Here is an 18,473-nt window from a genome sequence, read left to right on the forward strand (position 1 = left end):
GTAATTCGCAAAGGGCGGGCCAGATGTTTGGCCCGCCCTTTGTGCGTGCGCAGCCCCTTGACGGGGCCTGTGCAACGCGAAACAACGAGAGAAGTCTTTTCCAAGGCTATCGATTCAGCGGGCCCCGCCCCCACCCTATGCAAGGCACAAAGTGCGCCGGTAGGAGACTTCCATGAAATTCCGTTTTCCCATTGTTATCATTGACGAAGATTTCCGGTCCGAGAATTCGTCCGGATCTGCGATCCGCGCCTTAGCCAATGCGATAGAGGAAGAGGGTTTCGAAGTTCTTGGGGCTACCAGCTATGGCGACCTGTCGCAGTTCGCGCAGCAACAGTCCCGTGCGAGCGCCTTTGTTCTGTCAATCGATGACGAGGAATTCACGCCCGGCCCCGATCTGGATCCAGCTGTTCTGAATATCCGAACCTTCATTGAAGAGGTGCGTTGGAAAAACGCGGACGTGCCGATCTACATCTATGGCGAGACAAAAACGTCGCGCCATCTGCCGAATGACATCCTGCGCGAATTGCATGGCTTCATCCACATGTACGAAGACACGCCTGAATTCGTGGCGCGCCACATCATCCGAGAGGCCAAAAGCTACCTCGAAGGGATCCAACCACCATTCTTCCGCGAATTGCTCGACTATGCAGAAGACGGATCGTACTCTTGGCATTGTCCGGGGCACTCTGGCGGTGTGGCCTTCCTCAAGTCACCGATCGGACAAATGTACCATCAGTTCTACGGCGAAAATATGCTGCGGGCTGACGTCTGCAACGCGGTCGAAGAACTTGGGCAGCTTTTGGATCACAACGGCGCTATTGGCGCATCAGAGCGAAATGCTGCGCGGATCTTTAATGCGGATCACTGCTTTTTTGTGACAAACGGGACCTCGACGAGCAACAAAATGGTCTGGCATCACACTGTCGCGCCAGGCGACGTTGTCGTTGTAGACCGCAACTGTCACAAGTCGATCCTGCATTCGATTATCATGACTGGCGCTATCCCGGTCTTTATGAAGCCGACACGGAACCATTGGGGGATTATTGGACCTATCCAGAAATCCGAGTTCCATCCAGACACGATCAAAGCCAAAATCCGTGCGAACCCCTTGCTCGAAGGCGTAGACCCCGAGAGCGTCAAACCGCGCGTGATGACTTTGACCCAGTCGACCTATGATGGCGTTCTTTATAACACCGAAACGATCAAAAGCATGCTTGATGGATACGTCGAGAACCTACACTTCGACGAGGCATGGCTGCCCCACGCGGCTTTCCATCCGTTTTATGGGACGTACCATGCGATGGGCCGCAAGCGCGGCCGTACTAAGAAATCGGTGACGTATGCTACCCAGTCGGTTCACAAATTGCTGGCTGGTATCAGTCAAGCAAGCCACGTGCTCGTTCAGGATGCCGAAGAAACCAAGCTTGATCGGCATCTCTTTAACGAAGCTTACTTGATGCACACGTCGACCTCGCCCCAGTACTCGATCATCGCAAGTTGCGATGTGGCCGCCGCGATGATGGAGCCTCCGGGTGGAACCGCGCTGGTCGAAGAAAGCATCGACGAAGCGCTCGATTTCCGCCGTGCGATGCGCAAAGTGGACGAGGAATTCGGTGAGGACGAATGGTGGTTCGAGGTTTGGGGCCCCGAGGAACTGGCTGACGAAGGCATGGGCCGCGCTAAGGATTGGGAACTGAAAAAGACCGATGCCGAGGGCGTAAACGCATCTGATGGCGAGGACAGTTGGCATGGCTTTGGGGACATGGCGCCAGGGTTCAATATGCTTGACCCGATCAAAGCGACCATTATTACCCCCGGCCTGAACATTGACGGCCGTTTCGAAGAGACCGGAATTCCGGCATCCATTGTGTCGAAATATCTGGCTGAGCACGGGGTCGTTGTTGAGAAAACAGGGCTCTATAGCTTCTTTATTATGTTCACGATCGGCATAACCAAAGGTCGCTGGAACACCCTGGTTGCGGCGCTGCAGCAGTTCAAGGACGATTTCGACAAGAACCAGCCCATGTGGCGCGTCATGCCTGAATTCTCTGCCAAACAACCGCGGTGGGAGCAGATGGGTCTACGCGATATGTGCCAACACGTGCACGCAATGTACTCGAAATACGATGTCGCGAGGCTGTCGACTGAAATGTACCTAAGTGATTTGCAGCCAGCGATGAAGCCGTCGGATGCTTATTCTCATATTGCGCGCCGAACAACCGAGCGTGTTTCAATTGATGATCTCGAAGGGCGCATTACCACTTCACTTGTAACCCCCTACCCGCCGGGCATCCCATTGCTGATCCCGGGGGAAGTCTTCAATCGCAAAATTGTCGAATATTTAAAGTTCAACCGTGAGTTTGCGCGTGAATGTCCAGGGTTTGAAACGGATATCCACGGCCTTGTACAAGAACGGGATGCAGACGGCAAAATGCAATATTTTGCGGATTGCGTTCGTCAGGAATAGGGGCTTTTATTCCCGAGTGTTGAAAGTAGACCTCAAAAGAGAGACTTAGTGCGAGCATCTGCTTAGGATCTTAATTCGCATAATCGCACAAGACTCGTGACAAGATACGATAAGCGACGGGTTTCCTCTTTGAAAAGCAATCTCCGGCGGACAAAGATAGTTGCGGTCCAGAGAGTTTTCCGGTGAAGCATCTGAAGCGTTGTGAACAGGTGCGCCTTCCAAGTATTCCAAAGGCGTTTTGCATGTCTCGTGAGAATTCGGCGTAGGCCGCGGCGAGGTCAATGTGCGCGGCGTTGATGCATTTCGATGCGCTCTTGCAGGTTTTCGATCCCGAACGGAGTAAATGCGATGACACCGTCGTCGCCGAGGCCATAGACCCATATGACGCCGTCTTCGGTTTCCATATCGATCGCTAGTTCAAATATCAGCTCAACAGTTTCTCCGAGTTCGGCCGCAACGCGCTCGATGGTTTTGACGGAATGAACCTTGTTGAGCTGCATCGTCACGCGGCTTGTGTGAGGGATCGAGCTGTCCAATGTAAGCGGTGCATCTAGTTCCGGACTGAAAAACTTGCGTCGGCAGTTGGCAGGCATAGTCTGACGCGGATTTCTTGCGGAGAGTTAGAAAATGTCTGCGATCAAAACTGTTTGGGGCTTCGAAGTGCCGACATCGCCAAGTGGGCGGTTCAAATGGCCTAAAGAATTAAGAGCTGTTGCGGTTCAAAAAATTCTTGATGAGGGCTTCCTCTGTTCAGCTATCGCCAAAGAGATCGGGGCAAATGAGAATTTGGTTCGGCGTTGGAGCACCAAAGAGAAATCGATCCGCCAATTTCGGAAAGAACCAGAGACAAATTTTGCCCCAGTTACCGTGGCCGAGGCAGCAACGGAGACTAAAGCCGTTGAGACATCTGAAGTGGCTGAGGCGCAACCTAGGGCTATGTGCAAGCTAACCTACGCTGACTTAGTTCTAGAGTTTCCCGGCGATATTCAGATGAAAAGCCTTCAAGCGATCGTGCGAGCTATCCGGGGTGCCCAATGATCTTTCCAGCAAATGGATACAGGATTTTCATGGCCACGCAGCCAGTGGACTTCCGAAAAGGCATCGATGGTCTCGCGGCGCACGTGGCGAATTCCTTCGATCTGGATCCATACTCCGGAGCCTTCTTTGTTTTCCGATCGAAGTCTGGCGACAAAATCAAGGTCTTGCTGTGGGATGGGACTGGCATGGTCCTCATCCACAAGCGCTTAAATAAGTCGAAGTTCGTCTGGCCCGCCCTGTCTGGCGGAACCTTCAACCTGAGCAAAACGCAGTTTGAGGCCCTCTTCGAGGGCATTGACTGGCGCCGAGTGGTCCCGCCCCGATTGACCAAGCCTGCGGTGGCGTAGAGTTATGCTGCCGCCGCTTCGTTCAACGAACGCACAATCTTAATGATCTCCTGAGCTTGGTCGCGGTTGAAGATGCCCGCAATGCCCATGTCATCAAAGTCAGTAAACGGGCTTTCATAGAAGGTGGCGGGGTCAACGATGCCACTTTCGGTCAAGCTATCGATCACGAGGTCTAAGAACTCGTTCTGATCAGCTTCTAACTGATTGGCCGCCACGAACTGACTGAAAGCCTCTTTTGCTGCAGAGCGGTCGAGACCAGTCAAAGAGCGAAGGAACCTTCCGAGTCCACCTTCTTCTTGAAGCCCTTTGATGATGTCACCATCTGCGATCTGCTGTTCAATCAGAATTCGCTCTAGCTCTTCCAAATCCTGTTTGGTGAGTGCTTCGCCTCTGCGCACCTTGATCAGCGTAATGTGATCCTTGTGGGCTTCGATGAACTGCCTGACCTTCATCTTGAAGCGCGCCTTGTCCACGCCACTGCCAACCTCGGGCATAGGCACTTCGGTGCCGGTTCCGATCTCGTCCTCAAAGTCTGTGATGACGATTTTCCGCTGCGTCGGCTTGATCAGTTCAGCCAAATTGCGGAGACGTAGACGAACTTTTTCAAGGATTTCAGGTGTAATGCCTTCCCAGAATTCTTGGGACTGGATTTCCAGGATCAGATCAAGCTGCTGCGCAACGATCGGCACGTTCGACAGCTCTTCGAGAGCTGACGCTAACTGAATGATCCGTGTCTGCAACCGGCTGAAACTTCCTTCCTGCTTCAGAAGATCCAGCTGCGTCGCAAGGATTAGAAGATCGAATTGCTTGGCTGGCAAGCCGCCGTCTTCGTAGGCAGTCGGCAGGCCTGCAACATCATCAATCAACGCGATCCTAGCGTCGAGGTCGAGCGTGTCCCAATTCGCCTTCTGTTGGAAGCGCTCAACGCTACGGCGTTTGGCACGCACAATGAAGTTGTCGAGGGGCATACCAAGGACTTCATCATAGAGACGCGTTTTCGTCGCTGATATCAGCTCGTCATGCGGCGTATCAGATCCGCTCAAAGCGTCGATAAGCTCGACGCGTCCGCCGAACAGCCGCTCGCCGATCGGCTTAGCGGAAGCCGTATCCATTGGATTGGGGTTTTCTTTGAAAAATTCGAGGTTCTGGCAGAAATCAAAAATGACGAACTGGTCTTTGTCCTCCGCCGGTCCAAAGAGGTCGGGACAAAGGCGCGTACCACGACCGACCATCTGCCAGAATTTGGTCTTGGAGCGGACGATCTTGAAGAACACCAGATTCACGACTTCAGGAACATCGATACCAGTATCCAGCATGTCGACCGATACGGCGATGTGCGGGCATTTCTCTTTCTCGGAGAAATCGTCAATCAATGATTGGGCATAGCTGACGCTGTAGTCGATCAGCTTGGCAAACTCGCCCTTATAGTGTGGGTAGTTCAGGTTGAAGCGGTCTACGATGAACTGTGCGTGCTTGCTGTTCTTGGCGAAGATGATGGTCTTTCCAAGGCGATCCCCGCCAGCGACCTTGATGCCATTTCGCATCAGGTGCTCCAAAACCTTGTCCACGGTGTCTTCGTTAAAGAGCCACTTATTCAGATCGGCGCTTTCGACGCGGTCGCGCTCGTTCCCATCTTCGTCCCATTCGATCGCGTCCCACTCTTCCTTCTCTTCATCGGAGAGCTGGTTGTAATCGATACCCTCCCGCTGGAATTTGAGGGGTACAGAGATGGTCGTTGGCGGCACGAGATACCCATCGCCGACCGCGTCATCCAGATCGTAAGAGTCAGTGGGAACGCCCTTCTCCAGACCGAACAGGGAATAAGTGTCTTTGTCGATCTCGTCCCGTGGTGTGGCGGTAAGGCCGACCAACAGGCTGTCGAAGTAGCTGAAAATGGCGCGGTACTTGCGATAGACCGAGCGGTGGGCTTCGTCGATCACAATCAGATCGAAATGTCCGGGGCCGAAACGCTTTTCGCCCCCCTTCATTTCTTCGATCAGCCCCATCATCGTCGGATACGTCGCCAGACAAACCCGCGCGCCGGAATGGTCGTTTTTCTTGCTATCGTGGCGCTCAAGGAGGTTCGCGCAGGGGGAGGACGGCAGATGCGCCTTGAACGCGCTGTGCGCCTGCTTCACCAGCGCAATGCGGTCGGCAAGGAACAGCACCCGCTTCACTCGGTTGGCACGCATCAACTGATCAATCAGCGCGATGACCGTCCGGGTCTTGCCACTGCCGGTGGCCATGACGAGCAGCGCCTTACGCTGCGCATGTTTTTCGAAGGCCTCTCCAACCCGCCGTATAGCGCGCTGTTGGTAATGGCGCCCTGCGATCTCTGCGTCGACGTCTACACGGGCCAGCGGCTGGATGTTCGCGCGGCGTTGGTGCAGCAGCTGCAATTCATCCTTTTTCAGGAACCCGGAAATCCCGCGTGGGGGATAGGCTTGATCGTCCCAGATCCAGTGTTCATACCCGTTGGTCGTGAAGATCACCGGCCGCTGACCGTAGGCCTTTTCCAGGCAGTCAGCATAAAGCTTCGCCTGTTGTTGTCCTGTCCGGCTGTCCTTCTTCGTACGCTTCGCCTCGATCACGGCCAAAGGTTTGCCATCGTCCCCCCACAGCACGTAATCGACAAAACCCTTACCGGATTGGCTCGGCATCCCTTCGACCGGAAACTCACGATCGCGGGGTTGATCCAAGGCCCATCCGGCTTCGGCTAAAAGCAGATCGATGAAGCTGTCGCGTGTTTGCGCCTCGTTGTAATCGTGGTCATCAGGTACGGCGTTGTTGGCCTTCCGCAACGCGGCCAGTTCCGCCCGAGCGGCCTCCAAATCGGCGTCCAGTTTGGCACGGCCCTCTTCCGAGGCGCGCAGGGCCTCTTCGGCCTCAGCAGCCTTTTTCCGCTCGGCTTTGACCTCTGCCTCGATCTGCTGGATTTGCGCGACGGTGCTGGCGCTGATCGTCAGCGACTTCTCCAGCTTGTTCATGTCAAAGGACAGCGCGGGATCAGGTTTGTCCGTTTTTGCATAGGTGCGGGCGACCCAATAGCACACATGGAACAGCTCGCGCACGGTCGAGGCAGCGTCTTGCGCGCTTAGCGGTTTACCGATGTCATGGGCCGCGCGGTTACCCTGCTCCTTGATGTACCTTGCCTTGGTCACGATGGCGGGGCCGGTCAGCTTGGTCAGGCTGGGTTCGGCGATCATAGCCGCGAGCGTGTCGTTGTAGGTGCGCTTTAGCGCCGGATCGGTCTGGTAGAGCCACTTCAAAGTGGTTTCCAGCGTCAGGCGGGCCCAGAAGCATGCACCCCGCGGGTCAGACAGGGCGTGCGTTTCCGCCTTACGCGCGGTGGTCAGCAGAGCGGGGAATTCTTTCCCCAGAAAAGCAAATTGGGACATGGGCTCAACCTATCGTGGTGAGACTACTTTAGGTTGGGAAACGCAAGTTGGAAGGCCTGTTTTGCCGTACCCCATTTCTTGATGCCGTCATTGTCCAGCTGCCAAGAGCATTTGACGGTATTCATCACATCGTACCCGCCGGCTTTCATCCCGTCACAAAGAAGCTTTTCCATCGCCCCGACTTGATTTCGGAAAGGCACGTGGCGCTGCATCAAGGTTGTGCGGTCAGCACCATCTTGTTCGATTTCCGGATAAATCGGGCCATGCGACACCAACTCAAAGTCAATGCAATCCGCCAGTTCCACATTCCTGTTTCCGAGCTGGCGGCGCAGAGCATTCTGATTTTTCATGGTCCCGAGATGTTGGCCCATTCTGGTATAGGGGGCCGAAGCGTGTGGACTGGAATTATCGCCTGTTCTTCCGACATAGTAGAGCGGGTCACCACTCGTTCGTTTGACTTCCCAGACATAGAGCCAAAAACCACGCTTTAGCATTGGCCCCGGAAGGGTCAGTCGGTGAAGCCCATTAGACATCCCCGAGTCCCCCTCTGAAGGCGCGGTGCTGGAGGGCGGCGAAAAGGGTTTCGCTGCTCCTCAGAGCGAGGTCGGCCTTGGTCACTAAGGGGCCGATGGCCCCAATTCGATCAACGAAGATTTTCTGCTGATCCAAACTTGCAACACGCACTTTGAGCTTCTCAAATTCAGACTTCTTAAGAATCGGAAGTGTGGTCGCTGCACCTTTGCCCCTATGAATGATCTCCGGCTTTATTTGCTGCATAGCAAAATATCCGAAAGCGGGTAGAACTTGGTCCGACCATTCAATGGCATTGATTTGTTGATTAAAGGCGCTGAGTTCGGTAGACATTCCAACCTTGCCGATGGTCGCGCCGATACAACAAACCAACGTCGCCCCAGCAGAAACGGTGCGTGACATTTCGGCTCCCTCGGGACTGAGGTGCCGAGCTGGTAACCTATTGCTCTCTAGGTCGCCGGGGGTGACGAATGGTATATCTCCGTCAAAGTATTCAGGGACCGTCGTTGAAGGCGTAGACCCCGTTTGAATCCGACCGAGTTTCTTTAACATTTCTTCGTGACAAGAATGATCCCCAAACATCTCATGAAAGATCGCCTGGCCGAGGGTGTTGAGCTTGTCGAGGGCGCGGGTGCGGAGGCGGCAGAGCTCTGCTGCCTGATCCAGTATCCCCGCAATCCGCTTCTGCTCCTCCAGCGGCGGGAGGGGGATAGGAACGCTATTCAGTTGCTTCTGGTTTAGCTTGGGCTGAGCGCTGCCTGTTACAAAAGGAGAAAGCTCGATGCTTTCCAAGTAGTACATCAAGTACTTCAGATCTGCATTGCCATTGAAGGCCAGCACATGGGCGTGGTTGTTAACCCAGAAGCGGCCGTCGGCCAAAAAGGCAATCGGAGACGACCTGCTGAGAAGGTTTGCCCCATCTTCGCCAACAAGTAGGTGAGGGCCCTCGAAAAGCCAGTCATTTACTTGGTCAATTATACCGGAAGCGCCGTAATAGGGAATTGACCCATTCATTGCTTCTCTGTCAGATTTTTTGAGTGGAACTCGCTTCCCGTCGAGATTTGTTACGATTTCGCCCAATGGCACCACGGGCCAGTTCATCCCAACATCCCCTCAAGCCTATCCAGACCCGCGGCGATCTCGGCCTCCTGTGCGCGCAGCTCGGCGATGATCTCGGCGGGGGCGGCGTGCTCGACCTCTTCGTGCTCGATCTCTTTGTAGCGGTTCAGGGACAGATCCCACGATCCGGTGGCAATGATCTCTGACTTGGGCACCATAAAGCTTTGGGCCGTGCGGGGACGATCGGCCTCGGCCGTCTGATCGGACCAGCGGGCCAGAATGTCCGGCAGGTTGTTCTTGGTGTGCTCTTCGTCCGTCAGAGCCTCGGCGGGACAGGCCCCAAGCTTGGCCGCGTCCAGCAGCGGGGTGCGTTTATCATCCAGACTGAAGCCATCGGCGGTCATGTCATAGAACCAGACATCGCCGGTACCGCCCGAGTTCGTCTTGGTAAAGATCACGATGGCACAGGACACACCCGCATAGGGGCGGAAGACGCCCGAGGGCAGCTTGATGATGGCGTCGAGCTTGTGATCCTCGACCAGCATCTTGCGGATGTCCTTGTGCGCCGTGGACGAGCCGAACAGCACGCCATCAGGTACGACCACAGCTGCACGCCCGCCGGTGCGCAGCTGGCGCAGGAACAGGGCCATGAACAGCAATTCTGTCTTTTTGGTTTTGACGATCTTGAGCAGATCCTTGGCAGTGGTGTCGTAGTCGAGCGATCCGGCAAAGGGCGGGTTGGCGAGGATCAGGGAGTAGGCCCCTTCGTCGCTGCCATGCTCTTGGGCCAGACTGTCGCGGTAGGAGACGTCGGCGTTCTCGACCCCGTGGAGGGTCATGTTCATGGCGCCGATCCGCAGCATGGTGCTGTCGAAGTCAAAGCCGTGGAACATGTTGTTGTGGAAGTGGGCGCGCTGTTCAGCGTTGCGCAGCATTTGCGGGTGATGTTCGCGGACATATTCTCCCGCCGCCACGAGGAAGCCACAGGTGCCAGCCGCAGGGTCGCAGATCACATCGTTTGGCTTGGGAGCCATGATGTTGACCATGAGCTCGATGATATGGCGCGGGGTGCGGAACTGGCCATTGGTGCCCGCGCTGGCGATCTTGCCAAGCATGTATTCGTAGACGTCGCCTTTGGTGTCGCGGTCATCCATGGGGATGTTGTCGAGGAGCTCTACGACTTTGGCGAGAAGGTTCGCGTTCGAGAAGCCGAGGCGCGCGTCCTTCATGTGAGTGCCGTAAGAGGAGCCAGCCTCGCCGAGTTGGCGCAGGAAAGGGAAGACGTGCTCGTCAACGACGCGCATCATTTCCCGCGCTTCGAAGTTCTTAAAGCGGGACCAGCGCATGTTGTCGTAGGGCTCGCCTTTTTCGTCGGTGCCCTCGGGGAAAATGCGCCGCTTCATCTCGATGCCGAGATCCTGGGCCTTGCGCTCTTCGACGGTGTGCAGATCGTCCAGACGCTTGATGAACATCAGGAAGGTAAGCTGTTCGATCACGGAAAGCGGGTTCGAGACCCCGCCGGACCAGAAGGCGTTCCAGATCTGATCCACTTGGTTTCGAATGGTTCCGGTAAGCATGTTCGTGCCTCAAAAGTCTTTTGCGCAGACAATATAGGACGATTTGGCAGGCGCAAGACTGTGTCCAAGATGCAACGAATTTTCGATGCTGGATAAATAATTGAATTTTAATTCTGGAAATCTCCGAATTTCTCGCACGTCGAAATTTCAAGCGACCCCCAAATAAAAATCTTAATTCATTACAGTTCCGCCATGTAAACACTCACGATTTCTGGCGATACATACATTGCCCCGCTTAAACTCGTTATTGCACGTAAAATTAAAAAACATTTCTCGCACGTTTTCGAAGGGCAGTGTGTGAAATCCACCTATTGCATACCGCGATTCCGTTGCTCTAAGCCGAATCGGAAACGTGAAATCACTAAACGCGGACTCCTGATGGTTAGATGGCCAGAGAGATGAACTCAGAACTCTACTCCACACGATGCTGCGTCGCTCATGAAACACGAGCCCAGAGCAAACTGCAAAGTCCCGCAATAAGTTCTTGTTGAAATGACACCTGAATTAATCGAGGCAATCGACATCTTCGAAAATATACTGCCTGAGCGGTATATCATACCTTTCCAGGCGCTCAGATCTCAATTGGACATGTCGTTCCACGAAATTGAGGGCAAGTATATTGAGGTCGAGCACAAACTCAAAGCAGCGGAAGAACTGTCAAGCGAATTGGCAAACGAGATTATACGCCTACAAGAAGGTCGCAAAAAGGATCGGTACAAGCGTTTTGGTGCAACTTCTGAGGCGCATCAGATGCCTTCCATTCAGGCAACTCAACAGCAGCATGAAAAGGAAGGAAAAATGACCGCGGCCAATTACAAAGAAAAAGAGGAAGGGTTGTTTGACGACACAAGCCTACGGCGCGAGCGGACAAGCGCAGGCAGGCAAAGCTCTAAACTCCCTGAGGGGTTGGATACTAAGATACGGGATACAGCACTTGAGATATCTCACTGCCCAGAGCCAGGTTGCGGCTTTCCCGTCAGGAGTTCTGGATGGAAGAAGACGCCGCGCATCACAGCCAGCATTAAATATAAGAAAGTGGTTGAGCGTTACGAACGATACGAGTGTAAGAACTGTTCCTGGTCGACGACCGCACCCCGCCGTTTCTTGGCAAGGAAATGTTCGTTTGACACCTCATTCTTGGCAGAGACGGTCGCGGACAAATTTTTCAGTGGAATGCCATACTTCCGCCAAGAGCAGGCATGGCAAAGTTTGGGGATCAAGCTCACGGATTCCGCCCTTTGTCGCCAAGTGAATAAAACCGCTAAGCACCTAGACATCATTGCGCAAAGATTTAAAGCTGAACTAAAAAAATGCACAGCGATTTCTATAGATGAAACCAGGCTTCCAGCATTTGATACAGATATTTCTGCTTACGCGAATGGAGCGGCTTGGGTCGAGACGAATTATACGAGAACTGCCGATCACTCAGAAAAGCCAATCGTTCTATTTCAATTTACGAAAGGTAAGTCGATTAACGATGCGAAATTTGTTCTACAGTGCTCCCCTGATGTTCTTGTTTCAGATGGAAACCCCGTCTATAGCGAAAAAAGTAGCCCTGGATCAACTTTTGCAAATTGCAATGCCCATGCGCGAAGGCGGTTCGTAGATGCAAGTAAAGTAGCTCCAAATAAAATCTCTGACGTGATTATTGAGTTGTACGAAAATCTCTACAAAGTAGAGAAGGAAATTGCTTGGATGAGTTCTTCCGAACGCCTGAGACGCCGAAGGAAAGAATCAAAGCCGATATTTGAGAAAATAAAGTCCCACCTAGAGTTAGCGGCACTCAAAGTAGACCCGAAGTCGACTCTGGGTGATGCCATTTCATACTTCTTGAAGCACGAAGAGAAACTGAAGGTTTTCCTTGAGAGGGGAGAGATAGAAATTGACAATAATGCTGCAGAACGCGCAATTCGACGAATTGCGATTATCCGAAAGAACTCTTTGCACGCGGGCAGTGAGGGCGGAGCGCAGGCATGGATGTGCTTTTCAAGCCTTGTTGCGACAAGTGAAGCCAACCGGATTTGCCCACGCCGATACCTTCATTGGTTGTACTTTTGCTTTGATGAAAAAAGGACAGATACGGAACGAACGCTGGAAGAGCGGACCGAGGGGATAATGCCTTGGGATTTCAAAAAGCTTGAAGATGCAAAAGACCCTCAGCACGTGGAACTCATGAAAAAGATTCTGCAATAGCCGTCCAATGAAAATGGCCAGCGGCACAAACGGCGAGCGCCTATTACCTACGCAAGAGCACTTTGTGTGGGTAATGCCGTTCGGCTAAATTTCCCGCTAATATTGCTGCTTTTATGTTTAGCGAACAGCGCGATCGGCGGGAAGCAGTCATTCGCTACACAATGCGCAAAAGTCTAAGATAGGCAGAAAAGAGCTGATAAGCACGGCACGCAACCCTACCGATATCTCTCTCCTTCTTGCTCGCAATGCTCAATCACCCGATCGACCCACCGGTCAAACCAAACCCACGTCCCCTTATAATCTCCTTTGCAACCGTATCCCTTTCCGGGGTTTTTACCATCAAGGTCCTGCCAAAGCTCTGTATGATCGCGCATTTTGAAATTTGGGAAGCCCGCAGCATTCACTTTCTCAACCACTTTCTTTGGTGGAAAGCGAGTCTTGTTAACCTCCTTCAAGATTATCTTCGCGGCTTCATTCGCTTCGTCGCTCCCCGCGGGAACGATCAATACAGCTTCGTCTGCTGCACCTGGCCTTTTAGCTGACATTGGCACGAAACCGTAGGACATTCTGTAAGCTGGGTCCTTCATCTGCTCGTCGGTCAGCCCGTTCTCGAATGCATCGATAGTCGTTTCAAGGCTCTTTGGCAGCCCAGATGCTTTCTTCAAGGCAGAAATCTGCTCGGTACCGAAAGAGACGAACTGGAGCGCAATGGGGAGACGTTTTTCTAGGCCATACTGAGCGCCGAATTCCTTCTTGAGGAGGTCATTGAAATTCAGCGCACAAGATTGAAGCTTTGCGCCGAGGGCGTCATCAATTCGGCTCGTCGTCCGGTGCTCAATTTCGTGTCGAATTTCAATTAGAAACTCGAGGTTCTTGGCGATGCCATCTTTTGCAGGGCATTTTCCTTGCTTCAAGCAATGCCCAAGGTCCCAGTACTTGTCTTCACCTGCCTTTGTTTTCTTACCGGGGTATTTGTAGTCGACGCCCTCGCGCTTGAACCAAGCGTGCAAAAGGTATGTCCAGGCGATGATCGCAGTTACTATGAAGAGTTCGGATCGGAACGTGAGCCCGCCAGCGTTAAAAGTTTGGACGGCAGCGATCATGGCCTCTCGGGCCTTGATCAGTAGTTCATCTCCACGAACGCTTAAGCCCGTTTCGTGGTCGATGTCGGGCCAAGTTGCAAGAAACGCTTCAAGATCCTCATCTGGCGCAGCTTTGACTGCCTTGTGCTTCGCGTCAGTTCGAATTTCACCGATGAGCCGATGATTCACCGACCGCGTTGGCCGAGTGAAATACGCCAGAATATCTTGGTCGTTGTACTCATCTTTGCCGAGCATCGTCTTGACCAATGCGATTTCCCATCTTTCTAGGGTGTTGCCTTTGCGCCTTTTAACTTTCTTCTTCGGCGGCTCTTCCTCGACCATACATCACCTCTGTAGAGACCACATTGCGAATAGCCCCGCGTTTGCGTGCCGACCCAAGTTCTCATTTATGCAGAACAAGCCTCCATGGCCAAGGGGCCTTTACACCCTAGAGCTGAGTGCCTCCTGAGTGAGCGCTGCGCGAACGCGCCCGTTGGGTAATGCCGCGAGCCCCCTCGAAATAACGGCTTGAGAATACTGCGCCGTAGCTACGGATCACCTTATGAATGTATGAAAGGGGCCGGTCCCAACGGCGGGTCGGGCAACGATAGCGAACGTTGCTCACGGTAACGCCTTAAAAATGAAGAATGGATTGCGGGCATGTTTCTGGTGGATATGCCGACCAATCCGGCATTTATAATGCTGGCGCGTGGTAGGGTTGGCGATTGGAAAAAGAATGAACAACAAGGTAGGCCAGGCGAAGGCAATGGCGCTCGCAGCGGTGATCGCCAACGTAAAGCGTCTTTTGCAAGATGCTCGGATCTTGCAAACGAGCGGTAGCGCAGGTTCTGCGCTTAGCCTTTCCATACTGGCATTCGAAGAGGCAGGCAAAGGCCACATAATCGAAAACGATTGGAAGAAACCAAAACACAAAAGTCACCATAGTTTCCGACATGAAATGGCGACTTTGGTAATCCCCGCTTCTTTTATGCAAAAATACGAGTTTGATTTGAAAGGTGTTAATAGTAGGATTAGTGACCATTTTGCCGCCGCCGACTTCAAGCCCGGCAGCAAGAATCCATTGCCGCCAATTAGTCCTGAACTGCGAATTGACCTGCATTCTGAGCTTCTTCCACAGTTGCAGGCCATGTCTGACGAGAAAATTCAGATTTTCGGAATTGAGCAGCGCTGGCTTTCAAAAGTTGTTGACGCGGTCCGAGATGGAAAGCTGGAGAGGATCCGACAGTCGGGCCTTTACCTCGACACCGATGCCGAGTTGTCCGTTATCTCAACCCCTGATAACGTGAAGAGAATTGATGCGGAACGTTGGTTCTGGGCTGCCACCCGTGTTTTGAATCTGCTTGAGAACGGTGCCTATTTTCAAGATTATTCGCCACTTAGTGAACTCCTTACTGCAGTGGACGAGGGCGACAGGGACGCGGCTCGTGTGCTCGGCGAAATTCGGTCAATGGTCATAAAATCGACGGATTAAGCGTTCACATGCCAAAACGAACGGTGGCAGTCGCTCAGCATGTATCATGCTTCCGATGAGGAGGTTTTTGTAAGATCTCTGGCAGCAGCTATCTATTTACACGTGCCGAACGGCAGTTGAGGCCGCACTACCGACCTCGGCACGCGGACCGTGTTGCACTGCGGCATTAATGGCCGGCTCGGGGAAGCTACATTGAGGCGTTGGCCCTTCGCGCGAATGTCCGGAAAGGGCCGGTAATGACATCTGCCGACTATCAGCGACACTTCCGGCGCTGCGCCGCCGCAAGTCCGCTCTCAGCCCAAAGCCGACACTCATTATGGCGTACCATCGCCCACTTCAGTTAGCAGAGAAGGTTGGGACCTGGATACTTGAAGCGATCTGCCCAACGCCCGCCGATGAGTAAATCGCAGGATTTGAAAGATACACAATCTGCGGATCTGCCGAGTGAGACCTGAGAAACATATCGTTATTTGACTTGGTATACAGTTCGGGCCATATGCTCAGCCATTGGAGGAAGATATGACCGTTTGTGACGCCGCAGCTTATATCTTAGAGCAGAGCGGCGAGATGACTGCGATGAAGTTGCAGAAGCTCGTCTATTACTCGCAATGTTGGTCCCTCGTATGGGACGAGACCCCTTTGTTTGACGAGGCTATCGAGGCGTGGGCGAACGGTCCGGTCAGCCCTGATCTCTATGCCTGCCATAGGGGGAAGTTTAAGGTCGGCCCCGGTGCGATCCAAGGTAACCCTGCCAACCTCAATGAGAGCCAAAAAGCTACCATCGATGAAGTGATGAGATTCTATGGGGCGAAGTCGGCACAGTGGTTGAGTGATTTGACACATCTTGAAGCCCCTTGGCAGCAAGCGCGGGCGCGAGCGGGCGTTGCAGATGGACAGAACTGCCAAGAGCAGATCACGCTTTCTGACATGCACGAGTATTATTCTGGGCTGGGTAGTGAGCCTGAGAAGGCATAAATGGGGCGCCGGGAAGCGCGGATAGCCCGCAAGGTCGAGAAACAAATCAAAGAAAATGAGAAGAAGGCCCGGTTTGTGGAAGCCGTCAAGGCTGATAGCACACCGCGCATATTAGTCGAGCCTGATGACTCCAAGTCAGTCCGCGTTGCTGCATCACCTGAAAGCATCATGCAAATGAAGATGTCCTTCAAGTTGTTCGACTATGCTGATCGTGATGGAGGGTGGTCATGGGGCCAAGAGCGCAACTGGTGTTCTACAGAGGCGAAAGAAGGTGCTGGCTGTGCCATTAGGTTGGCCATGAATGACATGAGTCAACTTACTTGGGCGGAAATTCTGGCTCAAACGACGGGCGGGAAGAAGCGTCACAAGAAGCATCATCCCCAGTCGTGGGATAGCCTATGCAATGAAGCCCAAGAACGCTGGATGGAAATAGACCGCACAGAGGAGGAACTCTTTCGGTTCCGAGTGGGGGGCAAACAACGCATTTGGGGCGTTCGACAGGGTCAAGTCTTCTTCGTCGTGTGGTGGGATGCTGAACACCAGATTTATCCGACGGAAAAGGGTTGAGCATTCTGAGCGTATGACCGGTATTCGCATTTGGGTCGGCGCTCACTAAGCAAACTGTACCGCCCATCTCTGAGACCCAGTGAGTTTTCTCGACCGATTGAATGCTGACGGGACTTCAGTTTCGACTTTGCAAAGCCTGCCTCTGCGCATTGCCGACTTCGATCTTCAACAGTTGCTGCGCGATCGACGAATGTCTGCTCCGGTGAAGCTGCACTGCGGCGTTGAGTAGCCGGTTCAATGCCCGGAAAGGGCCGTCCCTACCGCTTGAAGGGGATGACGTTTGAGCCACCGTTGGCGAAGGCAACCGCACCTTCACTGCGAATGGTCTTGGTTGCCTCCTCGAATGCGGCTCGGTCGTCTTCAAAGAGATCATCCCAAACAATCGATGTCCCGTCTTCAGTCACAACTTCCAGCGACCAACCGTCCCCGCCTTCGAGTTTGTAAATGTCCACCTTGAATGGCACGCCATCCTCAACGATGCGCCGTGAGGCGCTGGAAATCACTAGGTTGGGTTCGCGTTCCATCTTAATGCCTCCTGAAGCTATAGCTGATGATAGAAGCACTGATCACAGAAGCCAATGTCCGCAAAGCGGGATGCGGTTGCTGCATTTGGAGCAATCAAAGGAAGGCGGCTTTGGGCCGAAAAAGCCGAAACGAGGCAACCATCAAATATCGGCGTCTCCGGCAAGCTAAGATTCAATATGTGCGAATATCCAGCTCGTCACTCTGACCGAGAGTGGTGGACCAAAAGCCGGAATAGAAAACCCCCGAATCGGAAAATCGTAGAAAACGGCAGTTCGTATTGGCGCTACGCGCCAATATAGGGAACGCTTTTGTGGGTGAGAAGTGGGATAAGTCCGGAACTAGATGCACCGCTTACTGTCCAATTCCAAGGGAGGAGTTCTTGCACCCGCGACATCGGCATGTCGGGCAGCCGGGCGAGAACATCAGCCAACCAAGCCTGTGGATCAATGTCGTTCATCTTTGCCGAGACGATGAGAGTATACATGAAGGCCGCCCTGTCGCCGCCGCGCTCGGATCCAGCAAAGAGTCATGACTTTCTGCCCAATGCGATACCGCGCAGGGCGCGCTCTGCGTTCGCATGTTCATTCGGACCGGTGGCATTCACATGCTCACTGTTGGTCAGGCAGATGCGCCCATCATCAAGGAAAGCGGTAAAGGCCTCCCATCTCTCGCCCTTGGGCGGCATCAGATAGTCGATGGCCTTTGCGACGCTGTTATGTTTCGACATTTGCGTGCGCTCATCGCGGAACCAAACGAATAAATCCTCGACCAGGGGCCTGGATCGCTCCTGTCGAATGGCAAGACGGGCGTTTACTTCGATGCCATTGATCTCGCGCTCGATATCGAAGATCGCGTCGATCCGCTTCACAGCTTCCAGAGCGACGGGTGAGATGTCATGTGTGGAGTGCGCCCCTGGAACTGGACAATCTAAGCAGCTGATTGTGTCCAGAGCGGTGCGTGCTGTTTCTCATAGTCGTTGGGACTTCTGTAGCCCAAAGCCGAATGTAACCTGTTTTCGTTGTAAACGGTTTCAATAAAACTGGGTAGATCAGAGACTACGTCTTCGAAGCTTTGGTAATCTGCCATGTATACCGCTTCAACCTTGAGTGTTTTCATCACGCTCTCGGCGTAAGGATTATCATAGGGATTGCCGCGTCGGCTCATCGAACCGAATAAGCCATGTGTTTTCAGTATTCTCCGATGTGACGCGGCAGCATATTGC

At 53.3% G+C, this 18,473-nt stretch carries 15 protein-coding genes and 1 pseudogene; 7 read left to right on the forward strand and 9 right to left on the reverse strand.

Going from position 1 to position 18,473, the window contains the following annotated elements:
• Positions 1-172 precede the first annotated feature (172 nt).
• On the forward strand, positions 173-2,467 hold the full coding sequence (locus N4A58_RS17760; RefSeq protein WP_293712089.1) for an arginine/lysine/ornithine decarboxylase: 2,295 nt from the start codon (positions 173-175) through the stop codon (positions 2,465-2,467).
• A 278-nt stretch (positions 2,468-2,745) separates the two neighbouring features.
• Here the strand turns inward: N4A58_RS17760 and N4A58_RS17765 are convergent, their stop codons facing one another.
• Entirely contained in the window at positions 2,746-2,967 is a 222-nt protein-coding gene (locus N4A58_RS17765) for a hypothetical protein (RefSeq protein ID WP_293712092.1), read from the reverse strand.
• Between the two features lie 127 nt (positions 2,968-3,094).
• Between N4A58_RS17765 and N4A58_RS17770 the strand changes: the two genes are divergently transcribed.
• Both N4A58_RS17770 and tnpB read left to right on the forward strand, forming a co-directional pair.
• Positions 3,095-3,505 (forward strand): transposase, encoded by a 411-nt coding sequence (locus N4A58_RS17770; protein WP_293712095.1) that lies wholly within the window; start codon positions 3,095-3,097, stop codon positions 3,503-3,505.
• Between the two features lie 29 nt (positions 3,506-3,534).
• Positions 3,535-3,852: an IS66 family insertion sequence element accessory protein TnpB gene (tnpB, locus tag N4A58_RS17775; RefSeq protein ID WP_293712098.1), complete on the forward strand. Its 318-nt coding sequence runs from the start codon at positions 3,535-3,537 to the stop codon at positions 3,850-3,852.
• Between the two features lie 2 nt (positions 3,853-3,854).
• On the opposite strand, the gene N4A58_RS17780 is transcribed toward tnpB, so the two are convergent.
• The 4 genes from N4A58_RS17780 to N4A58_RS17795 are packed head-to-tail and all read right to left on the reverse strand — an operon-like array spanning position 3,855 to position 10,417.
• Positions 3,855-7,250: a DEAD/DEAH box helicase family protein gene (locus tag N4A58_RS17780; RefSeq protein WP_293712101.1), complete on the reverse strand. Its 3,396-nt coding sequence runs from the start codon at positions 7,248-7,250 to the stop codon at positions 3,855-3,857.
• A 23-nt stretch (positions 7,251-7,273) separates the two neighbouring features.
• Positions 7,274-7,783: a hypothetical protein gene (locus N4A58_RS17785; RefSeq protein ID WP_293712104.1), complete on the reverse strand. Its 510-nt coding sequence runs from the start codon at positions 7,781-7,783 to the stop codon at positions 7,274-7,276.
• Positions 7,776-8,882, reverse strand: coding sequence for a restriction endonuclease subunit S (locus N4A58_RS17790; protein ID WP_293712107.1), 1,107 nt, complete (start codon positions 8,880-8,882; stop codon positions 7,776-7,778). Before N4A58_RS17790 ends, N4A58_RS17785 begins: the two co-directional genes overlap by 8 nt.
• A complete protein-coding gene (locus N4A58_RS17795; RefSeq protein WP_293712110.1) occupies positions 8,879-10,417 on the reverse strand; it encodes a class I SAM-dependent DNA methyltransferase in 1,539 nt (512 codons plus the stop codon). Before N4A58_RS17795 ends, N4A58_RS17790 begins: the two co-directional genes overlap by 4 nt.
• 492 nt (positions 10,418-10,909) lie before the next feature.
• Here N4A58_RS17795 and N4A58_RS17800 point away from each other — a divergent pair, with 492 nt between their 5' ends.
• Positions 10,910-12,610, forward strand: coding sequence for an IS66 family transposase (locus N4A58_RS17800; RefSeq protein ID WP_293712113.1), 1,701 nt, complete (start codon positions 10,910-10,912; stop codon positions 12,608-12,610).
• A gap of 215 nt (positions 12,611-12,825) precedes the next feature.
• Here the strand turns inward: N4A58_RS17800 and N4A58_RS17805 are convergent, their stop codons facing one another.
• A complete protein-coding gene (locus tag N4A58_RS17805; RefSeq protein ID WP_293712116.1) occupies positions 12,826-14,034 on the reverse strand; it encodes a DUF3644 domain-containing protein in 1,209 nt (402 codons plus the stop codon).
• Positions 14,035-14,428: 394 nt separating this feature from the next.
• On the opposite strand from N4A58_RS17805, the gene N4A58_RS17810 reads away from it, so the two are divergent.
• From N4A58_RS17810 to N4A58_RS17820, 3 genes are all read left to right on the forward strand, one after another.
• Entirely contained in the window at positions 14,429-15,184 is a 756-nt protein-coding gene (locus N4A58_RS17810) for an AbiV family abortive infection protein (RefSeq protein ID WP_293712119.1), read from the forward strand.
• 519 nt (positions 15,185-15,703) lie between these two features.
• Positions 15,704-16,159 (forward strand): Panacea domain-containing protein, encoded by a 456-nt coding sequence (locus N4A58_RS17815; RefSeq protein WP_293712122.1) that lies wholly within the window; start codon positions 15,704-15,706, stop codon positions 16,157-16,159.
• Complete coding sequence (locus N4A58_RS17820; protein ID WP_293712125.1) at positions 16,160-16,726, forward strand: hypothetical protein; 567 nt, start codon at positions 16,160-16,162, stop codon at positions 16,724-16,726.
• Between the two features lie 257 nt (positions 16,727-16,983).
• Here the strand turns inward: N4A58_RS17820 and N4A58_RS17825 are convergent, their stop codons facing one another.
• From N4A58_RS17825 to N4A58_RS17835, 3 genes and pseudogenes are all read right to left on the reverse strand, one after another.
• Positions 16,984-17,250, reverse strand: coding sequence for a hypothetical protein (locus N4A58_RS17825; RefSeq protein ID WP_134079708.1), 267 nt, complete (start codon positions 17,248-17,250; stop codon positions 16,984-16,986).
• 284 nt (positions 17,251-17,534) lie between these two features.
• Positions 17,535-18,149: pseudogene (locus tag N4A58_RS17830) on the reverse strand (transposase); the annotation flags it as partial.
• 29 nt (positions 18,150-18,178) lie between these two features.
• Positions 18,179-18,473: integrase core domain-containing protein (locus tag N4A58_RS17835; RefSeq protein WP_293712134.1), on the reverse strand; the 295-nt coding region annotated here is incomplete at its 5' end.

The organism is Donghicola sp. (genome assembly GCF_025210255.1).
Taxonomy (GTDB): domain Bacteria; phylum Pseudomonadota; class Alphaproteobacteria; order Rhodobacterales; family Rhodobacteraceae; genus Donghicola; species Donghicola eburneus.